This window comes from Deinococcus malanensis, from assembly GCF_014647655.1.
GTDB classification, from domain to species: Bacteria; Deinococcota; Deinococci; order Deinococcales; family Deinococcaceae; genus Deinococcus; species Deinococcus malanensis.
Window position 1 is genome coordinate 74,342 of sequence record NZ_BMPP01000015.1, and the last position, 22,333, is coordinate 96,674.

Consider the following 22,333-nt stretch of genomic DNA (forward strand, 5'->3'; position numbering starts at 1 on the left):
AGGAGGCCTGGCATGAATATACGTTGGGGATTTCTGGGCGCCTCCCGAATTGGCAACGCTCTGGCCCCAGCCATGAGGGCGGCCGGACAGACCCTGGCCGGGATCGCTGCGCGTGACCCCGGGCGTGCGGACGCCTACGCCCGCAAGCACGGCTTTATCCGCACGCACCTGACCTACGATGACCTGATTCGGGACCCTCAGATTGATGCCATTTACAACGCGCTCCCCAACGACCTGCATTTTCCCTGGAGTGCCCGCGCGCTGGAAGCTGGAAAGCACGTGCTGTGCGAGAAACCCATGATGCTCGGTGCCGGGGAGGTGCGGCAGCTGATGAGCATTCAGAAACGTTCCGGGAGCATCATCTCAGAAGCTTTTATGCACCGCCATCACCCTCAGTACGCTCAGGCGCTGGCGCTGATCCGGGCCGGTGAGCTGGGAGAGCTGCGCACCGCCAGCGCCGGGTACCGCTTTACCCTCACCCGCCCGGACGATTACCGCTGGGAGGCCGAAAAGGGTGGCGGCGCGCTGTATGACGTCGGCTGTTACTGCGTCAGTGCGCTGCGGCTGTTGCTGGACCGTGAGCCTGTGCGGGTGAGTGCCGCACGGCACGACCTGCGGGGCATTGACGGCACCCTGGTGGGCTGGCTGGATTTCGGGGAGGGCTTCGCGGCGCATTTCGACTGTAGCCTGGAAGCCAGCCCCGGTCAGTACCTCAGCCTTGTGGGGTCGCGTGCGACCCTGAACATGGACGTCCCGTTCGGGCCGCACCGGCGTGAAGCCCACCTGCAGGCGGGCGACCGCACCTTCAGGTATGAGCCCAACGATCCCTATGAATTCATGGTGGCTGATTTTGGCCGGGCTGTCCGCCATCGTGAGGAGCCAACCTGGGGTCTGGACGACGCACTGGCACAGGCGCAGGTGCTCGATGCGTTGTTCGAGAGCGCCCGGCGGGGCGAAGTCGTCACGGTATCCAGCAGGGGAGCCGGAACCGGCGGGTGATGCGCTGACCTGCGCCAGACCTCACGTGATGGACGGCACCCGCGGTATGGGACGGCACCTTAAGGTAAGAGGTGCCGCTGTGCAGAGCTGGGATTTCAGAATGTGATTTGGCAATGAAGTTCGGTCAGAATGCTCGCCCAACGCATCCCTGTCGTTCCTGGGGTGACCCGACTGGCGCAGCGCCATCAGGAGGCTCTGGGTGGTGCCGGTGAGTTCTGTTCTGGCCGCGCCTGGTGAGTATGCATCCGGGTTGGTACTGGCAGATCCCATTCGACCGCAGGCGGAGATTTGAGAGTGGGATGGTCTGGCGATTTATAACGGCGCGGTGCGGCAGGACGATCTGGCGTGGTCATTTTCAGGTAAACCGCCAGAATACCGATGCCCACCGTCAATGCGGCAAACAATGCTTCCATAGCCTGAGTGTGAGCCGAAACATTTAGCCCAAAAATATTGAGTAACAGGTGCCCACGAATGGGAGGAATTGAACGACAGGTACCCACTGGACGGTTTCTCCGATACAGGACCTTCATGCACGGCTCTCCCCAGGAGTAACACTACATGAAGCCACGGCGGCTGGACCTGAAGTGCTGAAACCCGTCAGGACCGGCCCTGATGAAGGTGCGGTTGAGCACAAGGACTGCTGCTCCCACGTCCAGCCTGCGCCTGAGCAAGACCAACGGTCACAATGCCGGTCGGCACGGCGATGATCCCGTATCCCAGAATCATTTCCAGCGACGCCAGCCCTTTGCCCACCGGAGTCTTGGGCGTGATTTCGCCGTACCCGACGGTCGTCAAGGTGACGATGGCCCAGTAGATACTGGTCGGAATGCTGGTAAAACCGGATCTCGGACCTTCGATGACCTACATCAGCGTGCCGATGATCACTACCATGGTCACCGCCACCGCGAGAAACACCGTGATTTTCGCGACACTGGCCCTCAGGGTCGTGATCAGCACACTGGCTTCTGACAGGTAACGCGCCAGTTTCAGAATCCTGAAGATCCGGAGCAAGCGCAGCACCCGCAGAATCAGGAGGTATTGTGCTCCTGGGATCAGCAGCGCGATATACGTTGGAAGTATGGAAAGCAGGTCCACCAGCCCGAAGAAGGACCGGGCGTACACCCGGGCGTGCCGTGCCGTGATCAGCCGCACGACATACTCAAGGGTGAACAGGATCGTCAGCGTCCACTCCAGTTGGCGCAGGACAGTCCCGAACCGAATCTGGTACGGCCGCACGCTGTCGAGCATGACAGCAAGAACACTCAGCAGGATGGCTGCAATCAGGACGAGATCAAAGAGCCGCCCGGCACCGGTATCGGTGCTGTCGATGGTGTTGGCAAGGGTGTCCCTCCACGCCGCGCGCCTGGGTCTGCCGCTGTGCATGGCCGAAGTGTATGTTGCGTGGACCCGCCAGGCGTGCCACTCCTGGCGCCCAGTTCAGGCATAGGCCTGCGTGAGGCCTTCTGTACCCCAGCGCTGGACTTACCTTGGGCTGCCGGTCGATATGTAGTGCCCGCTCGACGGACGTGGAGTGCTGGCCGCCTTTCCTGCCCCCAGGAGGAGCTCCCACCCCCGCACGTCCGGACTGCAGCTTTGGTACGCCCGCCCTGTGCGGCGGGACACTGGCCAACGGAGGGGCCCCGACCAAGGGACCGTCTGTTGGACCCGGGAATGGGGGGTTAAGGGCACAGCATGCAATCCAGAACGAACTTAGATTGAGTGTGCCTACGATGAGGCATGAGCGAGGACAATAGTTACCTCAAGGACACGCGGCCACTTGGTAAATCGGTGGAGGAAATCGAGCGTGACAGCCAGAACCTGATCAATCCGCCGGCCATAGAGCAGCATGGTCCAGGCCAGGGCGTCGCTGCCGTGCCTCCAGTAAATTCTACGGGCACCTGGCCCAGTCAGACGGCTATCGGCGCGAGTACTCCTGAAGTGCCAATGGGTCCGGTGCCGCGTCGCGACGACGACTGACATCTCCCGCATGAAAAGCCAGCACGGAAAAACAGCCTGGATCATTCTGGGCTGTTTTTAAATAGTTCCGTAAACCGATCGCCCTTGTACCAAGGTCCACACCACCTGGTACTCGCGGTCAAGCAACACCAGATCCGCGTCTGCGCCGACCGCAATGCGACCCTTGTGGCGAAGCTGGAGAAGATTGGCCGGCGTCGTGGACGCCATAGCTACAGCATCCGCAAGGGGAATGCCCAGGGCAACAGTGTTGCGCAGCGCTTCGTTCATAGTCACGGTGCTGGACGCCAGCGTGCCGTCCGCAAGCCGCGCCACACCTTCCAGTACCATCACCTCATGTCCTCCGAAGGCATACGTGCCGTCGCCCAGGCCCATGGCCTGGAGGGCGTCGGTGATAAGCACCATCCGGTCCGGGCCTTTGAGCCGGTGAAGCATCCGGACCATGGCGGGGTGCAGGTGAACCTGGTCCACGATGGCCTGAACGCTCACCTGTGGCTGCTCGAAGGCGGCCACGATCAATCCGGGCTCACGGTGATGAATCGGCCGCATACCGTTGAAGCAGTGCGTCACATGGCTGGCACCCTCGCGGAAGGCAGCGGTCGCCTCCTCGTAGGTGGCGTCCGAATGGGCCAGTGCCACAACTACGCCCAGGGTGGCCAGTGCCCGCGTCAGTTCCAGGCCGCCGGGAAGTTCCGGCGCCAGCGTCACCATTTTCAGCAGTGGGCCGGCACGGTCGAGTACCAGTTGCATTTCGGTCAGGCTGGGATGACGCAAAAAGGCCTCGTTCTGCATTCCCTTGCGCCTGACGTTCAGGTAGGGGCCCTCGGCGTGGATGCCGGCAATCCGAGCCCCAGGTTCTTGACCAGTGACCTCGCGGACGCGGTCGATCAGCTGCAACAGGGCTTCCAGGGACGAGCTGACCGATGTGACGAGAAAGGTGGTACATCCGGTCGCTGCACATGCCCGGGACACCACCTCGATGCTGTCGCGCGTGCCATCCATCATGTCGTGCCCCTGGGCACCGTGGATATGAACGTCAATCATTCCGGGAATCAGCACCTGCTGCTGACCGTCTACGACATGCAGGCCTTCCGTCGGTATATCCCCTGCGCTCGTGCCGGAGCTCGCCCTTATTCGGGCTATCCGCCCTTCTCTGACCAGAACACTTCCCTGGTCAATGACCCCGGCTTCGGTGACCAACCGGACGTTGTCGATCATAAGGTCCTGCACCTGAGCCTCCTGGAACGTTCTGCGTCCCTGAATAGATTGCTGCACTTCCCTGTCTCGTTCCTGCTGAGCTAATTCCTTCTGCTGCTCCGGAGGACGGCCCCCGCACAGGAGCAGGCTGCAGATGCTTCTCCAGAAAGGCCTCGTGCAGTTGCGGTGAAGGCACTTCTGGTTCCCGCCGATGCATCAAGGACCTTGTGCCAAGGCCGAGGCTTTCTGTTCACTCTAACGGAGTTTTTTGAATGTCTGAAACAATTGACGATAGAAAGGGGTTTCACTTGTGTTGGCTGAAATTCAGCCGATGGTCCCCCAGACTGCCAGGGCGGTACAGGGCTGATCAGGCCAGCGTGAACAGGCTTCCGGATTGGCCTGAAAGCTGGTGAGCTGGGTACCTTCATCAGCAGATTGTCCTGACCTCACGACGACGCCCGCCGGTAGAGCCGCGAGGCGTCACGAGTCACCTGATGGCGCCAGCCTGATGTTCCTGCCGAACCTGCCACGACCAGCAGACGCTGCTGCTGGCTGTCGAGAATGCAAGTGCGCAGTTCCTCCAGATCCAGCTCGGCGAGCAGTTCTGCCTGCAAGGTGCGGCACAGCTCCTCATTTTCAGGTATGCCCGCCAGGTCACGCAGCTCATGCGGATCTTCTAGAAGGTCAAACAGCAGCGGAGCGTGGTTGTGCACGTAGACAAATTTGTGTCTGCCGGCCCTCAGCATCAGCATGAGCTCGACCGTACCTTCAGAGAAATACTCCGATATGGCGCGGTCGGGCCATGCCCCGCTGCGTCCTTCAAGCAATGGGCGCAGACTCTGTCCGGCCGGGGGCAGCCCGTACGCTGGCCGTTGCGGAACGCCCGCGTAGTCCAGCAGGGTCGCGGTAAGGTCAACCAACGAAACCACTTCCGTACGGAGGGATGACTGACGCTCCCCTGGAAGAGCCACGATCAGCGGCACCTTGGTGGCGCCGTCGTAAAACGTACGCTTGAACCACATGCCATGCTCGCCCAGCATCTCACCGTGGTCGCTGGTAAAGACCACCAGGGTGTTGTCCAGGCCCAGCCGGTCAAGCTCGTCCAGCAGCTGACCCACCAGACTGTCCATATAGCTCACGGCTGCGTAGTATGCTCGGCGCGCCTGAAGCGTTTCGGTGCTGCTCAGGGGAAAGCGGTCTACCTCATGGTGAATCTGAATCCACTGGCTGTAGGGATGAAGCGACGCAAAGTCTGCGGCTGGTGCCTCGGGTGGCGGGATGGGTCTGTCCTCGTACAGGTTCCAGTACGCCTGCGGTACCAGAAACGGATCGTGCGGATGACTAAATGACGCACACAGGAAAAACGGTTGTGCATTCTCATCCTCCGCGTCTGCACCCAGCTGCCGGAGACGCACCAGGGTGCTGTGCAGCACCTCGTCGTCGTACGACATCTGCAGACTCCAGGGCCTGACTGGCGGGTAGCGTAAGCGGTTGACACTCGTGCCTTCATTGGCGTGCGGCCCCCGTGTCCAGTCGGGGGTCAGGTCCAGGCCAGTAGGGGAGATGTCGCTGGTCAGCCGCTCCTGAAACCCGTGCAGCTGATCCGGACCGACAAAGTGCATCTTGCCCGACAGAATGGTCTGGTACCCGGCCTGGTTGAGCTGGTGCACAAAGGTCGGCATGCTGGCCGGAAACTCAGAGCCGTTATCGTAGGCTCCATTGTCTCTGACCAGCGTGCCGGTCATGAACGCGGTCCTGGATGAAACACAGATGGGTGAGTTGCAATAGGTGGAGGTGAAGGCCACGCCGCGGGCCGCGAGGCGGTCAAGATGCGGCGTCAGCACGGCGGGATGGCCCAGGTGACCAATGACGTTGTGCGCCATCTGGTCGACCATGATCATGAGGATGTTCGGTTGTGACATGCCGTCTCCCTGGAGGTATCGAAGGCAAAACTCAGGACTGATGTGCGGAGTCAGCGGCCCAGAATAGGGAACCTGGCACGGCCGTCACACCACAGTTGAAAAGCAGTGACAGGGCGCCTGCTGCCCTGTCACTGCTTAATTGCTCTCGGATCACTCGGTCTGTTGCGACTGGCCCTGGTTCAGCGGGCTGCGTCGCGCTTGCCGTCGGCAACCTGCTTGGCAATGGCTGCCTGCGCTTCGTCGAGCGCGTCTTTGGCGTCCTTATTGCGCAGCAGCACATCATCCACAGCTTTGTTGATGGCGCTTTCGTAGGAGGGTGCGTACACCGGTACCGTGTCTACGTAGGTGTACTTGAGGTTGTTGGACAGCTTCGTGAAATTGGGGTTCTTGTTGGCCAGACGCGCGACCTGATAGCCGGGCAGGTCGTTCTGCTCCGCCGCCCAGACCTTGGCGCCTTCTGTGGCCAGATACTTGGCGAAGGCAAATGCTTCCTTGGGATGTTTGGTGCTGCGGGGAATTTCGATGTTGAATCCGCCGCCCCACGAGCTCGCTCCGTCCTGCTTACCATCCTCGGTTGGCACTGCCACAAAGCCGTACTGCATATTGGGCGCGTTGACTCTCAGGGTGGTCAGGTAATTGCCGTTGCGCACCACCATGGGGACCTTGCCGGACATAAACTCATCCTGAGCTCCGCCGCCGAAGGACGCCCTAAAGGCAGCGTAGTTGTTGGCACCGTACTTGTCGGTCCACTTCTTCATCCAGTTCAGGACCTTGACAGCAGTGGGGTTGTTCGCACGCGCCTCTTCATTGTCTTTGTCGAAGAAGCTTCCGCCCGCGTTGGTGACCCAGCCGGAGTACCCAAACTCCCCAAAGTTGGGGTGGAATCCCATGCGGACCCAGCGGTTGCCGTCCTTCTTGTCCAGCTTCAGGGCGTAGCTCCACAGTTCATCCCAGGTCTTGGGAGGCTTGTTCGGGTCGAGCCCGACTTCCTTGAATGCCGCCTTGTTGTAGAACAGCACCCGGGTATCCGTCACGAAGGGCAGCGCATACTGCTTGCCGTTGTACGTCCCAGTGTTCCACAGGTTCGCAAAGAAGCCGCTCTTGAGCTTGTCCGCCCCCAGTGCACTCAGGTTCAGGATCTGGTTTTTCGCGGCGCGCTGCTTGCCGCTCCGGATGTCGATGACAACGACGTCTGGAGCGTTGCCTGCTGCCACGCCAGCCACCGTTTTGGTGATGATCTGGTCAAAGGGAACGCCGGTGTACTCCACCTGGATGTTGGGGTTGCGCTGGTTCCAGGTGTTGACGATACGGGTGATGGTAGGACGGCGCTGTTCACTGAGCCAGTGAGCAGAGAATTTGAGGTTGACTTTCTGGGCGGCGGCGGGAGCTCCCAACGCGTTCAGGCCGAATAGCAGGCCGGTGACAATAAGAATTTTGCGCTTCATAACTTGCCTCCTGTATCGCTGTGAGCGACATATTCAATTCATTCGTTCTTTAATAGTATAAAAAAACTAAGGTTCCGTCAAGGAGAAATTAGGTTTTCTTGGGAGGACTGCCGTGTGGCAGGAAGTATTTCCATCGGAGGTGCCGGTCCGGTAGACCCTCCCTGTGGATCAGGCTGTCGACAGGCTCTCCAAGGCCTCTGCGGGAGCTTTGGTTAGGGGACTGAGGGATGTGGCCCTTTGCAAAACCTGATTCGGAAATCTGGGCCGTGGGGCTTTCTTGCCCTGATGTGCCTTCCTGCGCGCCATTCTCGGGGCTCTGTGGCTTTTGGCGCGACCCCCAACACTCGCCCAAGACCAGTCCGGCTTGATGTTCGCCTGGTTCTGGCAATCTTGGAAGGGACGCCTGGAGGTTTTTATGAACAGCCGCATCAGAGTGACTGTCTGGAACGAATTTCGTCATGAGCAGCGCAATCCGAAGGTTCAGGAACACTACCCGCAGGGCATTCATGCCGTGATCGCCGGCGCTCTTGCAGGGGAGGACGTCGACGTCCGGACCGCTACCCTCGACGAGCCCGAACACGGTCTGACGGCAGAGGTGCTCGGTCAGACGGACGTGCTCCTGTGGTGGGGCCACCTGGCGCACGACGAGGTGCGTGATGAGGTTGTCGAGCGCGTCTACGACCGCGTCATGGAGGGCATGGGGCTGATCGTGCTGCACTCTGGCCACTTTTCCAGGATCTTTAAACGGCTGATGGGCACCACCTGCGACCTCAAATGGCGCGAAGGCAACGACCGGGAACGTCTGTGGGTGGTGTCCCCGGGGCACCCCATCGTGGAAGGGGTCGGTGAATACATCCAGCTGGAGCACGAGGAGATGTACGGCGAGCACTTTGACATCCCTGCTCCCGATACGCTGGTTTTTATCAGCTGGTTTACCGGTGGAGAGGTGTTCCGCAGCGGAGCGTGCTACGAGCGCGGCCGAGGCAAAATCTTCTACTTCCGTCCAGGGCATGAGACGCACCCGACCTACCACCACCCCGACGTCCAGCGCGTGCTGCGCAATGCCGTGCACTGGGCGGCCCCCACCGTGCGGTCCACGCCGCGTGCTTTCGGCCATGCCCAGCCTCTCGAAGGAGCCGGCTCATGACGCGGCCCGGAGAGGGCATCAAGGTGGGCGTTATCGGCGTGGGTGGAGTATCGCGCTTCCACTTCGAGGGGTACGCGGCAGCCGGAGCGCAGGTCGTCGCTGCCGCCGACGTGCATGCCTCCGCCCTGCAGCAGGCTCAGTTGCACTGGTCGGTACCACGTGGCTATCAGGACTACCAGTCCCTCCTGAACGATCCGGAAATTCAGGCGGTATCGGTATGCCTGCCCAACGCTCTGCACCATCCGGTGACTGTGGCTGCGGCACAGGCCGGCAAGCATGTGCTGTGTGAAAAGCCGATTTCACTGTCGCTGGCCCAGGCCCGGGAGATGATTGACGCGTGCCATCAGGCCGGCGTCCTCCTTCAGACCGGACATCACCTGCGGACCAATCCGTACGCCGCCCAGGCCCACGAGCTGATTCACTCCGGTGCCCTGGGCCGGGTGACGTACCTGCGGCTGCGTCAGGCGCATGACTGGGGCGGAGCCCTGACGGTGCGGCCCTCGTTCGGCAGCCTGGAGCACGCCGGTGGAGGCACGCTGCTGGACAACGGAAGCCACATGATGGACCTCGCGCGCTATTTCGGCGGCGAGGTCCGCGAGGTGTATGCCCGCACCGCCACCCTGGGGTTCGACGTGGAAGTCGAGGACACCTCGGTCGTATCGCTGCAGTTCGAGTCCGGTGCCCTAGGGGTGGTCGAAAACGCCTGGACAGCCACCGGTTGGGAGGAGGGTTTCTGGATCTACGGAACCCGGGGTGCACTGGAATACACCAACCGCACCGGAACTCCGGAGATGCGCCATGTGTTCCGTTCCTCCCCCGGCACGACATTCGCGGAGGTGGACGCCACCACCTACCGCTACGCAGGGCTGGAACCTCATGCACGGGGGGTCATGGCCTTTCTGGAAGCCATCCGGGGAGACCGCGAGGTGGTCTGCACGGGCGAGGACGGCCTGGAAGCCGTGAGGCTGATTCAGGCCAGTTACACCAGCGCCCGGCTGGGCCAACCGGTCCTCATGACGCAGGACCGTGCTGAGAGCGGAACTGGTCCGGCGGTTTAGGGACACGCACCGGTAGCCCGGATGATCGTCGCGACAGAGGTCAACCGAAGAGCGCCAGATACAGGCACTACGGTGCGCAGGACGCAGAGGCACATCCCCGGACTGTGCAGGGAGATGCACCCGTCTACACGACGCACCCCGAGGAGGCAGGATGACTCCACCAGCTGAGCAGGTCGGCACCCGGCTGATGTTCGAAAACGACCGCGTGCGGGTGTGGGATCTCGCCCTGGTGCCGGGGGAGACTCTTGAAGCCCACATTCACCGGCTCGACTACGTGTTCATCGTGATTCAAGGTGGCCAGCTGCGGCACGTTCATCCGGTGGATCCCACCCAGAACCAGGATGTGCGCTACGAGACAGACCAGGTGGTGTTTCTTGAGGCCGGGGAGGGTCTGGTGCACCAACCACTGGTCAATATGGGTGACGCGCCCTACCGCAACCTGGTTATCGAACTGAAAGACCGCTGAGTCCCCGCAGCGCTCACTCTGCCCTACCCGGCCCTGAGCCTTAGCCGGGTAGGGCAGCCGGATGATCTGGGCAGGTACAGCGCATCCCAGTCACGTCGTACGGCGGACTCATCGGCCCGGCGTTCAAGCAGGTATTCCTGCACGCGGGCCATGCTCAGTGCCCCATCCGGAATCCGGCTGGCCAGGGCCTGGGCATCTTCCACGGCCCAGTCAGGCCAGAACCGGCGCAGCATGCCGCACAGCTGAGCCTGCGTGGCGTTGGCAATCAGCAGGTGCCGGTCGGCACGTCCGGGGCGAATCAGAGCCGGGTCCAGACCGGCGAGGTCGTTGGTGGTCATGAACGTCACCCGCCCCTCACCGGCAGCCACACCGTCCAGAGCATTCAGCAGGCCGTTGAAGCTCAACTTGACGGCCGGTGCACGAGGCTCACGTCCCAGAAAGACGGCGTCAATGTCTTCCAGCAGCAGCAGCGCACGGCGCGGCAGGTTGGCCAGCAGACGGGTCAGACGGTCATCACTCAGGTCAGGGGTCGCCAGATTCAGCACGCACACGTTCAAACCGAATGCTCCAGCCAGTGCGGCCACCAGACTGCTTTTGCCGTTACCGGGCGGACCATGCAGTAGGTACCCCCGGCGGTACGGAATGCCCATGCTGGCGTACCAGTCCCGGTCCGCGAAGAACGCGGCGAGATCGCTGTGCAGTCCGCTGACCAGATCGGTGTCGTAGATCAGGCTGCTCAACGGGCGGGCAGGCCGGCGTTCGACCAGGGCCCAGCCCTCGTACTGTGGAGCGTGAATCTCGACTTTTCCGTCTGCCCGGCCGGCCGTGAAGTCATACGCCTCCTGTAACAGGTCGGGAATCACCGCCCGGGCCCCGGCGAGCATGCGGAAGGTCAGGCTGTGCGAATAGCCCAGCAGACGGTCGCTGTCACCCTTGCGCTGCTGCCGTTCAGGCCGTGCCAGAATCCAGTGTCCCCGGAAACGCAGCAGGACCTGTCCGCTCAGCGGCACGAGGCGGACGTTGATCTCATCTCCATCGTGGTCGGTGCCCAGGGTCAGGTTCTGCCCACCCATCTGCTCGTTGAAGCGGGTGACGACGCCAAGGTGACGCAACCGGTGCCCTACAGGCTGTGCGGCGAGCCACGCGGCCAGCCACGGAAAGGCCGAATCGTCGCCCTGAACGTCAAGCGTAAAGGTCAGGTGGCGTTTGGCGAGTGTCCACAGGGCCACGGGCAGCGTCCTGGCATACAGGGCGGCCGCGCTCAGGGTTGCGATCAGCAGGCCGCCCTGCGCCAGTTCGTTGGTGGCGAGGGTCTGGCTGATCAGGTGGCGCAGTTCGTTCAGGAGAGTTGTCACGTTAGGAAAGGTCATGGGGCATCCAATGCATGAGAGTGGCCGGCACCGCCCCGATCAGGGCAGTGCTTGAGGGAATGTCGAGCGCCAGGAATGGCATGGCAACAACGTGGATCCCCGGCAACCGGGGCCGGGACTCAACACGGAAAAGTGCCTGAACTCAGCTTAGAGCTGCGCTGGTGCAGGCGCCTGGGCCGGATGGCGGAGACGAAAACAGGCGACATGACCGAGTTGGTCTAGGCCGGGCCGCTGCTCGGTCGAGTGCTCAGGTGGGGTGGATCCGGCAGCCATGATGGAGGGATGCTTCGGCATCCGACCCGGGTGCCGTGGGGTGGAGCGAGCCGTCGGTCGAGGTGCAGGCTTTCGCATGACCTGCTCAGCCCAGCTGTGGACCCGGCAGCGGTCAGGCAGACGTGATCCGGTTGACCTCCGCCAGCTCATCAGACGTGAGGACCCACCCGGCGGCCTCGACGTTCTGGTCGATCTGTTCAGGCCGCGTTGCACCGGCGATCACGCTGCTGGTCACGTCTTGTGCCAGGAGCCAGCTGAAAGCCAGTTCCAGGAGACTGTGTCCCCTGTCCTGGGTGAACTGCCGCAGCTGTTCGACGACCGTCCAGTTGCGCTCGGTCAGGTACCGGTTCTGCGCACCTTCCGAGCCGGAAATGCGCCCTCCCTCCGGCAGTGGCTGCCCGGCGTGATACTTCCCGCTCAGCAGGCCGCTGGCCAGGGGGAAGTAGGGCAGCAGACCGATGTTCAGTTCCCGCATGGTGGGCAGCAGTTCGCTCTCGATGTCCCGCACGAGCAGGCTGTACTCGTCCTGGCAGGAGGTGACCCGGCTCAAGGCAAGCCGGCGGGCCGTTTCATCGGCGGCGCGAACTCCCGCAGCGTCCATGTTGGACACCCCCACCGCGCGCACCAGCCCCTCTTTCACCAGTTCATCAAGGGCGCCCAGCGTGTCTTCAACAGGCGTTTCCGGATCTGGGCGGTGCAACTGGTACAGGTCCAGATAATCGGTGCCGAGCCGTTGCAGGCTCGCTTCGAGTGCCTGACGGACATAAGCGGGACGGGCACCCTGCATCTTCCCGCTGTCGTCCATCGGAATCCCGAATTTGCTGGCCAGAACGATCTGCTGTCGCTCGGCGCCAAGCGCCTTGCCCAGCATGGTTTCTGACCCACCCCGGTTGCCGTAGATGTCCGCAGTGTCGAACAGCGTGATTCCCCGGTCCAGGGCCTGTCTGACCACGGCGGTGGTGGCGGCCTGATCGAGGCGGCCACCGAAATTGTTGCACCCGAGACCGACCACCGAGACTTTCAGGCCGGAGTGACCCAACACGCGTGTTTGCATGAAGCATGTTATGCCAGCGGGCGGCGGACCTGCCTTAGTCGTACGAATTTTTTGTCCTGCAGGGTCTTATCCAGTGCACTGCCGTATTGGCGCGCCGCCAGAATGGGGGAACATCAGGTTATGCGGAGATGTACTGGCGCTCCGGAAATGAGTGCACACTGGGCACGCCTGGGCATCCGGCCACAGAAGATGGCCCATTTCACGTTACTGCTCCGGAGCGACCAGATGTCTTCAGGAGACCGGGCGAAGGTACTCATCCAGCGTCACTGTCCGGTGAGCTTCGACAACGTAAGGAAACTCCGCGTTTGCCACCTGACTGGCAACCACGCTCGCGGGCACGGCATGAACCCGCGTGGGATTGCGCTCAAAGATGCTGTGCAGTGGGGGCTGGAAGACCACCAGGGTGGTCAGTGCCCCGTAGTCCAGCCCCAGCCCAAGGGGCACGTTCCGGAAGTCCCGCCGGGTATTGGTGGCGTCCCACACGACCGGCCTGCGGGCCCGCAGTGAGGTCTTCAGCTGCTCCTTGGCGGCCTGAAGCACCCGGCCGTTGACGCTCTGATCGGCTCGTTTGCCGGACAGCTGATCCCGCAGCAGGTCCAGCGACACCACAGCGTGGTCAGGACAGTGCTCGGCAACCCAGGAGCTTTTGCCCGCGCCGCTTGGGCCGCAGGTCACCACCAGTTGTGGAAAGCCGGCGCGGGCCGGATAGGCACGAGCAATCGCCTCGTGAGGGGTCTGGATCAGCCCGGCCTCATAATCCATGACTCCCTGGCCGAACACGAGGTCCCGGTATCCGGCGGAAAAGGCAGCGAGCTCGGCGTCAATCAGCTCGCGCCACGGGCCGTAGGGGTCACTTCCATTCCACAGACCGTATTCCTCAGCGCCCAGCCGGAACAGCTCCAGATCCTCCAGCTTGGATTCGCGGTCCGGGGCGACACGTCCCCGGATATCGGCCACCTCCAGCAGATAGAGCGTGCGCAGACCCACCTGCCGGGCCAGGCGCCGGTAGGCTGGTTCGGTCCCGGCGCTCAAGGTGCGTGACAGGTCGTGATGGTGCCCCACCAGGGCCATCACCTGCTGAATCAGCGGATAGGGCAGAGCGAGTTCCGGCAGGCGGTACGCCAGATATGATCGTCCCCGGTCCGCGTGCCGGGGCGAGATGATGCGGGCCTGTCCGTTGCGGTCCTCCGCCCGGCGGGTGGTCAGTGCCTTTCCCAGATCGTGCAGGGCTGCGGCGAGCACCAGCACGAAGCGCTCGTCCGGCATGAGCCCTTCCCGGTCTGCAATGTCATACGCCTCCTGCAGGACCAGATGCGTGTGCGTGCCTACATCACCCTCGGCGTGCCACTCGGCGTCCTGTGGCGTGGTCTTCAGTTCAGTCAACAGCGGAAGCGTGTCGCGGAGCTGTTCGGCGACAGTAACGAAGTCCGGACGGGCGCCCGCGTGCCACTCGGTCAGAAAGGGCCTCACCGTGTCTCCCGGAGGCGGTTGGGCACGACAGCCTGGTGCAGCCAGTGGTCACCGGTCTGCACGTGCCCGCTCCTAACCCATTTCGCCACGCATTTCTGAAAGTCGCCGAACACGAAACCGTCGACCGTCCGGACCACGTACCCTTCCATCTGTTGGTCGTCCACCTTCAGCTGCCGCACTGTCGGTTCGTGCCAGGGCCCGCGGTACAGCTCTGGTGGTGTGGGTATACCCAGCTCTGCGGCCCACTGGCAGGTCTCGTTCCATGACAGGCACGAATTCGTGTCGTCCCAGATGCTGAACAGGTAGAAGTAGGATTCCAGGCTGTCGTAGGCCAGAGAATGCCGCGCGAACAGATTCTCTCCGCACACGCGCCAGCCTGCCGGAAGTCGGTACCCGATGCGTCCCTGAAGTCCCTTGACCCAGTCGCGTGAGGGGTGCGGCCGTGGATCGAGCGACCGGGCATGCATCCCGTCACGGTAAAGGGTCGTGTTTTCTCCGTCGAGCTTTTCCGTGATCACAACCTCGCGCCCCTCAAACTGGCGGGTGTCCGCCATGCGCGTGTCGTCCCCACTGGCACCAGGAGACCAGGGGAGATGGGGGGTGCGAGGATATTTGATGCGGGTAGACATAGGCAGACTCCAGAAGGAAATCTAGCCTCTGGTCCCATAAAGGAGCCACTGTCAGATGGCCAGGATTCCTTGGCCATCTGGCGCAGTCATAGGGCGAAACTGCCCGTAGGCACGCAAGGTGAGATGTACCCAGGGCAGCAAAATCAAGCGGCCACTGTGATGCATTTAAATCTCACAGCCGGTGCTGTCCGGCAGACCCACAGGATGATGGGGGCCACAAACCGGGTGGGGGCTGCTTGACACCAGGAGTCTGGCAGGCGGGAGGCCCAGCAGTTGGCCTCCGGAGTTAGCGAACATACGAAGCGCCATTGAGGTCCAGGGTCGCTCCGGTCATGTGCCGCGCCAGCCCTGAGGTCAGAAACGCAATCGTATGTGCCACCTCCTCTGGAGGCACCACGTCGCCCAGGGGAATGTCCCGCGCGATTTCTGCTGCGTGGTCACGGAGATACCCTTCAGCCATCTCCGTGCGGACCCACCCGGGAGCCACCGCGTAGGCCAGGATATTTTCCCGTGCATAGCCGCGAGCGATCGAGCGTGTCAGGGCAATGACGCCGCCCTTGGACGCCGCGTAATGCATGGCGTCGGGATTGTCGCCACGAAAAGCCGCCCGGCTTGCCACGTTGATAATGATTCCGCCCTGACGTTCCCGGAAGTGCAGGATCGCTTCCCGGCACAGGTCGGCCACCGCCACCAGGTTGACCTGGAGGGTGGTTGCCCAGGTGCCGGCCCATCTATCCATCCCGTCATCGACCGTCACGCTCGGGGCAATGCCGGCGTTGTTCACCAGCACGTCAATCCGGCCCTGCCACGAGAGCGCTTCCTGGAAGAGTGCTGCTGCTGCTCCGGGCTGCGTGAGGTCCGCACCCATGGCGACGGCGTGCGCGTCACCAAGCTCCCTGACAAGCGTCTGGGCCTGATCCGCACTCTGCCCGTAATGAATGATGACCTGGGCACCGGCCCCTGCCAGAATCCGTGCAGTGGCCGCCCCGATGCCACGTGAGCCTCCCGTCACAAGCACTACCTTTCCGGTCAAGTCGAGCATGGTTCCTATTGTGCCCTCTGCTGGCGCGGGGCTGAGCGGGCGACATTCACGGGCCCGGATTGCTCTCGGCGGCTGTTCGTGAGGGCCGCAGGACGCCATGCACAATAGAGCCGGAGCAGGGAAGGAGTTCATCCTGCTGGAGGCATGAATGAAGAATGTTGAACGCACCACATGCCCACGGTCTGCAGCTTCGCGCTTCAGGTGCCCTGGGGTCCGCACAAGACTGACCAATGGCTACGAAGTCGCCCCCTGGGCGCGCTCCCCGGATGTCAGTCCGGTTTGCGGAAGCTGTGGGGCGCCATGTTGGGATTCTCGCCTGTGAGCGGCCCTTGCCAGAGCGTCTGGAGAGGGCTGTGACACTGCCATTGGCCGGCATCCGGGTCGCCGACTTCACGCGCGTGCTCACCGGACCTTTCTGCACCATGCTGCTGGGTGACCTGGGTGCCGACGTCATCAAGGTCGAGCCCCCCCAGGGCGACGATACCCGCGGGTGGGGACCTCCATTTCAGACGTCCGCCCAGGGCCGGGAATCAAGCTATTTCCTGAGTGTGAACCGGAACAAGCGCAGCGTGGTCCTGGACCTGAAGACCCAGACTGGCCAGGAGGTCGCTGCCCGCCTGATTGCCGAGACCGACATCCTGGTCGAAAACTTCCGGCCGGGGACCTTCGACCGCCTCGGTTTCGGGTGGGAGGCCCTTCACGAGCGGCATCCGCGCCTGATCTATGCCAGCGTGTCGGGTTTCGGGCAGGACGGTCCCTACCGTGACCGCGCCGGCTATGACGTGATTGCGCAGGGCATGGGCGGCCTGATGAGCTACAACGGCGAGGAAGGTCGGCCCCCGTTGCGTGTGGGCGTGGCAGTGGCTGATGTGTTTTCCGGTGCCCTGCTGACCCAGGCCATCCTGGCGGCCCTCTATCAACGGGAGCGCACCGGCGTGGGCCAGCGGCTGGACGTCAACCTGCTGGAGAGCGTCATCGCGCTGGGATCCAGTCAGGTCAGCCGGTACCTTGCGGTCGGTGAAGTACCGGGTCCCATCGGCAACGAACACCGCAGCATCGTTCCTTACGGCACCCTGAGGTGCGGCGATGGCTTTATCAACATTGCGGTGGGCAACGATTCATTGTGGCAGAGGTTCTGTCACGGTCTGGACCTGCACGACCTCGCCAATGACGGCCGGTTCCTGACCAATGAAGGCCGCGTCGAGCACCGCCACAGCCTGGAAGAGATTCTGCTCGTGGCGCTCGACAACTTTACAAGGGCCGAAATGATGCAGCGGCTCGAAGCGGCCGGCGTCCCCTGTGGTCCGGTCAACGACCTGGGCGAGGTGTTCGCGGACCCGCACGTGGTGGCACGTGGAGTGGCTGTGGAGGTCGAGCATGCCTCTCTGGGCATGACGACCGTCACTGCGCCCCCCTGGGACCTGGACGGTGCCAGGCCGCCGGTGAGACGCGCACCGCCGACCCTCGGTCAGCACACCTCGGAGATTTTCGAAGAGCTCAAGCTCGGCTCGGCTGCGGATTCCTGAGTCTGTAAGCTCCTTCTGCGCAGGCAAATTATGTCGGCGTGGGGCGCGGCAACCCGGAGGGTGGTGTGCAGCCAGCAGGGGGATCTCAGGTCCCTTGCGGGCTGTACGAACTGCGTGGCATCCTGCGCCGCCGAAATCCTCCACAGCCTTTGAGCCACCCTGCGTCTGTGCGGTTTCTTATGGCGATGCTTACAAGAAGCTCTCCGCTGGACCGGTGAGGCTAAGCTGCGTGCCGGAGGTTGAATATGACCAGGAAACTGCTGTGCACGCTGCTTCTGACAACCCTGAGTGCTGCCGGAGCGCAGCGTCCTGCCCCTGCTTACAGTGCATCAAACCTGCAGGGGTTGTGCCTGACGCCGATCGTGAGCTTCTGGAGCGCCGGAAAGGCTGATCAGGTGGCCACCCGGTATGGCATGGAATCGTTTGTGCAACTTGCTCAGGCGCTGAACCTCCGTCCTGTGGACCCACGGGGCTGCAAGCTCGTCACCCATGTCCAGGGAACCCATGTCCGTGCAGGCAATGCCAACGTCCTGACGACCATGCTGCACGTGGTCATCCCGAACGCGCGTGTGACGCAGGCGGCCACATACTCCGGCAACACCTACAGAACCGACCTGCGCACCCAGGTCTACCTGACCACCATCCAGGACACCAGGGTGTTTGCGGACCTGGGTCAGTCGGCAGCCGCGATCAACACTTCGCTGAGGAACCTGCTCCAGCAGATCGTAAGTACCAAGCTGCCCCGGCCATAGGTTCGGCGCTGTCAGGAGTGGTTTTTCTGGAACTGCAGGTGGAATCAGCGGTGCTCCGGTCCGCGCTCCAGCGCTGAAGCAGGTACCTCCAGACCGGCCAGTGCAGCTCAGGCGTTCAGGATGTCGTCGATTCGTGCCAGTTCCTCGTCGCCGAACTGACGATTCTTCAGCGCCTGCACGCCATCTTCGACCTGTTGCGGGCGGCTCGCACCGATCAGTGCCGATGTTACTTCCGGCCGCCGCAGCACCCACGCGATCGCCATCTGCGCCAGCGTCTGACCGCGCTCCGCTGCCAGAACGTTGAGTTGGCGCGTTCGTTGCAGGACTTCGTCTGTGACGTGCTCGGGACGCAGAAACCTTCCATCTGACGCGGCCCTGGAGTCCGCAGGAATTCCCCGGAGATATCTGTCGGTCAGCAGTCCCTGTTGCAGGGGGCTGAACACGACGCTACCGATTCCTTCTTCGTGCAGCGCCGCCAGGAGCCCGGTTTCCACCCTGCGGTTGAGCATGCTGTAACTCGGCTGATGAATCACGCATGGTGTTCCCAGTCCGCGCAGGATACGCGCGGCCTCACGGGTCTGATCCGGTCCGTAATTGCTGATTCCGACATAGAGGGCCCGTCCGCTGCGGACGATAAAATCCAGCGCGCCCATCGTTTCCTCCAGCGGGGTCTCCGGGTCCGGCCGGTGGTGGTAGAAGAGATCCACGTAGTCCGTGCCCAGGCGCCTCAGGCTCTGATCCAGGCTGGCGACCAGATACTTACGCGAGCCCCAGTTGCCGTACGGTCCCGCCCACATGTCGTAGCCCGCTTTGGTGGAGATGATCAGCTCGTCGCGGTAGGGACGCAGGTCACGGGACAACACCTGAGCGAAGGTTTCCTCTGCCGAGCCGGGAGGCGGCCCGTAGTTGTTGGCGAGGTCAAAATGCGTGATCCCCAGGCTAAAAGCGCGGTGCAGAATGGCCCGCGCATTTTCCAGCTGATCGGCCGCTCCGAAGTTATGCCACAGCCCCAGCGAAATGGCAGGAAGCAACAAGCCACTGCGCCCGCTTCTCTGGTAAGTCATCGTGTCATAGCGGTCGGAAGCAGAAACATAAGGGTGTGCGGACATCGGGTCTCCTCGAGGGGGCTATTGGATGCGGCGTGAACGACACTCGGGCTTTCTCTCGGCTCGGTCAACAAGAGGGCAGGGAATTGAGCCAGCGTGGCAGGTGTGTCTGTGGACCGATTGATATGTCAGGGCGCGTAGGCCAGCGCGGGGGCCGTGCTATTTTCGCGCTCAGACAGCTGGCCGTGCACACGCAGTCCAGTCAAGGGCAGGCGCCAGACCAGTCCTGACTGGGAAAAATCCTGGCAGTTGAGTGGTTCTTGCGAATATTCAGAGTGCAGGGCACAGGCTTGTGTCACCGCCTTGCCCTCATCCCAAAGGAACACCGCGCAGACCGGGTCCGGCAAGAGCAGCCGCAGGCGGTCACTCTCCCGGTACACTCAGGTCGCGTGCCCAGCCTTCAGTCTTCTCAGCCAGCCTGACCGGTCGTCTCCAGGATTTCCTCAACGCTGCTGAGCTCATGCCTGCCGCCATCAGAGGTGGTCTGCACAGTCATCTGGCGCTGGTCGCCGCTGGCCCAGACGCCCACCACCCGGTTCCGGCCCGCAGCCTTCGCCCGGTACAGGGCCGCGTCGGTACGCGCCACCCAGGTCTGCAGCGTGTCGCCGGCAGCCCACTCCGAAACCCCGATACTGACCGTGATCGTGCCGGCCACCCCGTGAGGATGAACCTGCGCGGTCTGCTGCAGGCGCCGGGCCACTTCCAGCGCAACCTCGCCTGAAACTCCGGGCAGGATGATCATGAACTCTTCGCCTCCCCAGCGGCCGACTTGGTCGGTCTCCCGGAGGGTTCGTCGCAGAAGCGACGCGAACGCCTGAAGCGTCTCGTCACCGACGTTATGGCCGAACGTGTCGTTGATGCGTTTGAAATGATCGATGTCCACCAGCAGGAGACTTGCCGGTTCGTTCTCAGGCTCCTCTGCCAGCAGGGCCTCAATGGCGGGATACAGCGCGCGGCGGTTGGGAAGCAGAGTCAGGGGATCCGAATTGGCCAGATGCTCCTGGAGCAAACGCGCTTCACGCTCGATCTGAAAGCGCTCACGGTACCAGGCAAGCCCACACAGCAGCGCCAGGATGGCACCGCAGGTCAGCTGAACCCGCAGCAACTCCGGCTGACTGGAAAAGGGCAGGCCCCGCCAGGCCAGCGCCGCCCAGGGCAACATGACGCCCAGCAGATACAGACCCACCGTGACCTGGATAGCTTCCCGCCGTCCGAACATCAGGAAGCTGAGAATCGACACCGCCACCAGCATCCAGTAGGCCGGACTGCTGGTGTCGATCATGGGTTGGGGCGCAGACAGCACCGTGGCGAAACTCTGGAACAAGACGGCCACGACATTGCACAGAAAGACCACACGCTCTGCTACCTGCAGGCTTCGCCCCTTGAGCAGCCACGCCGTGCCCCATATGCACATCACGAGCAGTGCTGGATGACCGTACATGACATACATGTCCGGCTCCGTGCGGCCAAGTTGCAGCAGCCACACCAGCACCAGCACAGGTATGCCGAACAGCAGGGCGATCAGGTAGATCCGGCGCCGCCAGTCCGCGCTGCCGCCCTCACCGCTTTTGGCAGGTGAGGCAGCCCGCACAGGTTGTTGGCGGCGTTCGACTCGGTCCATCTTCACTACATTCTAATAAACGAGCTGTCACATTCGCCTTGCTCAGTGGGGGCTGGAATTGAGCAAGGGAGAAAACGAGAGCCGTGAATCTGCGTGCGTTGGCGGTCCATTGGCAGGCCTTCCCAGGTGCCCAGAGAATTGGTGCACGCAGCGGCGTTCTCCGTGCGTTTACGGCCCTGGCGCCCGTATTGCTGCGGCGTGGTCTCCACCTCTTTTACCTCTACGCTCGACACGTGAACCAGGCGAAATCAAAACCAGTTGTTGGCAACGAAACGTGGTCGCGGTCCGGCGCGGCAAGGGATGAGGCTCTGCCTTGCTCGAGCGGGACACCATAAAGAGGCGTCGTTGGCCACAGTCAAAGCGGTTGAAATGGTCTTGAAAGACAGCTGTCTTTTACGGTTTATCCTCAAGCCTGCGCAGCCACCACGTAGCTGGTCACGTCAACCGAAATGGATAGAACTCCCGCCACCTGATTGTCGAACCCACGGACAGGGATCAGTGACAGGTTGACGTACAGCGCTTTCATTTCGCCGGTATACGGGTCTGTCAGCTGTGCCGGAGATTCGGTGCCTTCAAATCTCTCGCCGGTCATGTACACCTGATCGTACAGTTCGTAAAATCCCTGGCCAGCCAGGTCGGGGAAGGCATCCCGCAAGGTCCGTCCTTCAATGTCCCGGTTGCCGACCAGCCGGGTCGCAAATTCGTTTGCGAAGTTAAAGCTATGTTCCCGACCATGCGTCACGGACACAGCAACAGGTGCGTCCTTGAACAGAGTGCGTAGGTAGCCACGCTCCATGTCCTTCTGAAGGCTCCACTGTCGGTCGGTGATATTGCTCAGGATCAGACCAAGCCCACCGTCATGCGGGAATGCCCGCACGTTATGCCACGCGAACAGCGCAGGGTAGAACACATCCAGTTCAGCCGGCACCTGCTGCTTCATCGCGCGGTCAAGGTCACGCCAGGTGGTTGTCGTCGGCTCATCAGGAATGAGGTCCTGAAGTGGCAGGGGCAGGCTCAGATCCGGTCGGCGAAACAGCAGGCGCGCCTGACGATTGGCATAGATGACCTGCCAGCCTGCATCGACCATGATGACTCCTTCGTTCATGGCTTCGGCAAGAGGTTCAAACACTGGCATCCGCATACTGTAGCTCAAGGACGCGAAACCAAGTCTGGTTATCTGGCGCGCCAGCCCGCAACGCGCCTGCGGAGGGAAACGGTGTGGCTTCGGGCGGGGCACCCAGACCGTTTCCGGGAGCGAGAGGGAATGGTGGACTTGAAGCAG

At 62.4% G+C, this 22,333-nt stretch carries 19 protein-coding genes and 1 pseudogene; 7 read left to right on the forward strand and 13 right to left on the reverse strand.

The window, feature by feature from the left end; genetic code table 11:
* The first annotated feature begins 12 nt into the window (after positions 1–12).
* Positions 13–999, forward strand: coding sequence for a Gfo/Idh/MocA family protein (locus tag IEY49_RS15975; protein WP_189010582.1), 987 nt, complete (start codon positions 13–15; stop codon positions 997–999).
* Between the two features lie 185 nt (positions 1,000–1,184).
* On the opposite strand, the gene IEY49_RS15980 is transcribed toward IEY49_RS15975, so the two are convergent.
* On the reverse strand, positions 1,185–1,412 hold the full coding sequence (locus IEY49_RS15980) for a hypothetical protein (protein WP_189010584.1): 228 nt from the start codon (positions 1,410–1,412) through the stop codon (positions 1,185–1,187).
* A 184-nt stretch (positions 1,413–1,596) separates the two neighbouring features.
* Positions 1,597–2,382, reverse strand: a pseudogene (locus tag IEY49_RS15985) (ion transporter).
* 354 nt (positions 2,383–2,736) lie between these two features.
* Here IEY49_RS15985 and IEY49_RS15990 point away from each other — a divergent pair.
* On the forward strand, positions 2,737–2,976 hold the full coding sequence (locus tag IEY49_RS15990; RefSeq protein ID WP_189010586.1) for a hypothetical protein: 240 nt from the start codon (positions 2,737–2,739) through the stop codon (positions 2,974–2,976).
* A gap of 57 nt (positions 2,977–3,033) precedes the next feature.
* Here the strand turns inward: IEY49_RS15990 and nagA are convergent, their stop codons facing one another.
* From nagA to IEY49_RS16005, 3 genes are all read right to left on the reverse strand, one after another.
* Complete coding sequence (nagA, locus tag IEY49_RS15995) at positions 3,034–4,203, reverse strand: N-acetylglucosamine-6-phosphate deacetylase (RefSeq protein ID WP_229780861.1); 1,170 nt, start codon at positions 4,201–4,203, stop codon at positions 3,034–3,036.
* A 413-nt stretch (positions 4,204–4,616) separates the two neighbouring features.
* Positions 4,617–6,092 carry a choline-sulfatase gene (betC, locus tag IEY49_RS16000; RefSeq protein ID WP_189010588.1) on the reverse strand — a complete coding sequence of 492 codons (1,476 nt, stop codon included), beginning with the start codon at positions 6,090–6,092 and terminating at the stop codon, positions 4,617–4,619.
* A 179-nt stretch (positions 6,093–6,271) separates the two neighbouring features.
* Positions 6,272–7,537: an ABC transporter substrate-binding protein gene (locus IEY49_RS16005; RefSeq protein ID WP_189010590.1), complete on the reverse strand. Its 1,266-nt coding sequence runs from the start codon at positions 7,535–7,537 to the stop codon at positions 6,272–6,274.
* A 415-nt stretch (positions 7,538–7,952) separates the two neighbouring features.
* Between IEY49_RS16005 and IEY49_RS16010 the strand changes: the two genes are divergently transcribed.
* The 3 genes from IEY49_RS16010 to IEY49_RS16020 all read left to right on the forward strand — a co-directional run bounded on the left by IEY49_RS16010 (position 7,953) and on the right by IEY49_RS16020 (position 10,208).
* Positions 7,953–8,684, forward strand: a complete 732-nt coding sequence (locus IEY49_RS16010; RefSeq protein WP_189010591.1) for a ThuA domain-containing protein — start codon at positions 7,953–7,955, stop codon at positions 8,682–8,684.
* Positions 8,681–9,742, forward strand: coding sequence for a Gfo/Idh/MocA family protein (locus IEY49_RS16015; protein WP_189010592.1), 1,062 nt, complete (start codon positions 8,681–8,683; stop codon positions 9,740–9,742). The genes IEY49_RS16010 and IEY49_RS16015 overlap by 4 nt, the downstream gene beginning before the upstream one ends.
* 151 nt (positions 9,743–9,893) lie before the next feature.
* Positions 9,894–10,208, forward strand: a complete 315-nt coding sequence (locus IEY49_RS16020) for a cupin domain-containing protein (protein ID WP_189010594.1) — start codon at positions 9,894–9,896, stop codon at positions 10,206–10,208.
* A 23-nt stretch (positions 10,209–10,231) separates the two neighbouring features.
* On the opposite strand, the gene IEY49_RS16025 is transcribed toward IEY49_RS16020, so the two are convergent.
* The 5 genes from IEY49_RS16025 to IEY49_RS16045 form a co-directional block, all read right to left on the reverse strand.
* Positions 10,232–11,578: a BCS1 and AAA domain-containing protein gene (locus IEY49_RS16025; protein ID WP_189010596.1), complete on the reverse strand. Its 1,347-nt coding sequence runs from the start codon at positions 11,576–11,578 to the stop codon at positions 10,232–10,234.
* Positions 11,579–11,963: 385 nt separating this feature from the next.
* Positions 11,964–12,905, reverse strand: coding sequence for an aldo/keto reductase (locus tag IEY49_RS16030; protein ID WP_189010598.1), 942 nt, complete (start codon positions 12,903–12,905; stop codon positions 11,964–11,966).
* A gap of 231 nt (positions 12,906–13,136) precedes the next feature.
* Entirely contained in the window at positions 13,137–14,375 is a 1,239-nt protein-coding gene (locus IEY49_RS16035; protein ID WP_189010600.1) for an AAA family ATPase, read from the reverse strand.
* Positions 14,372–15,004 (reverse strand): RNA ligase family protein, encoded by a 633-nt coding sequence (locus tag IEY49_RS16040; protein WP_189010602.1) that lies wholly within the window; start codon positions 15,002–15,004, stop codon positions 14,372–14,374. The genes IEY49_RS16035 and IEY49_RS16040 overlap by 4 nt, the downstream gene beginning before the upstream one ends.
* A gap of 286 nt (positions 15,005–15,290) precedes the next feature.
* Positions 15,291–16,046: an SDR family NAD(P)-dependent oxidoreductase gene (locus IEY49_RS16045; RefSeq protein WP_189010604.1), complete on the reverse strand. Its 756-nt coding sequence runs from the start codon at positions 16,044–16,046 to the stop codon at positions 15,291–15,293.
* Positions 16,047–16,399: 353 nt separating this feature from the next.
* Between IEY49_RS16045 and IEY49_RS16050 the strand changes: the two genes are divergently transcribed.
* Entirely contained in the window at positions 16,400–17,572 is a 1,173-nt protein-coding gene (locus IEY49_RS16050; RefSeq protein WP_229780862.1) for a CaiB/BaiF CoA transferase family protein, read from the forward strand.
* Between the two features lie 245 nt (positions 17,573–17,817).
* Complete coding sequence (locus IEY49_RS16055; RefSeq protein ID WP_189010607.1) at positions 17,818–18,324, forward strand: hypothetical protein; 507 nt, start codon at positions 17,818–17,820, stop codon at positions 18,322–18,324.
* Between the two features lie 107 nt (positions 18,325–18,431).
* On the opposite strand, the gene IEY49_RS16060 is transcribed toward IEY49_RS16055, so the two are convergent.
* The 3 genes from IEY49_RS16060 to IEY49_RS16070 all read right to left on the reverse strand — a co-directional run bounded on the left by IEY49_RS16060 (position 18,432) and on the right by IEY49_RS16070 (position 22,186).
* Positions 18,432–19,433, reverse strand: a complete 1,002-nt coding sequence (locus IEY49_RS16060; protein ID WP_189010609.1) for an aldo/keto reductase — start codon at positions 19,431–19,433, stop codon at positions 18,432–18,434.
* A 406-nt stretch (positions 19,434–19,839) separates the two neighbouring features.
* Positions 19,840–21,051 carry a GGDEF domain-containing protein gene (locus IEY49_RS16065; protein WP_189010611.1) on the reverse strand — a complete coding sequence of 404 codons (1,212 nt, stop codon included), beginning with the start codon at positions 21,049–21,051 and terminating at the stop codon, positions 19,840–19,842.
* Positions 21,052–21,457: 406 nt separating this feature from the next.
* Positions 21,458–22,186, reverse strand: coding sequence for a PAS domain-containing protein (locus tag IEY49_RS16070; RefSeq protein WP_189010613.1), 729 nt, complete (start codon positions 22,184–22,186; stop codon positions 21,458–21,460).
* Positions 22,187–22,333: the final 147 nt, after the last annotated feature.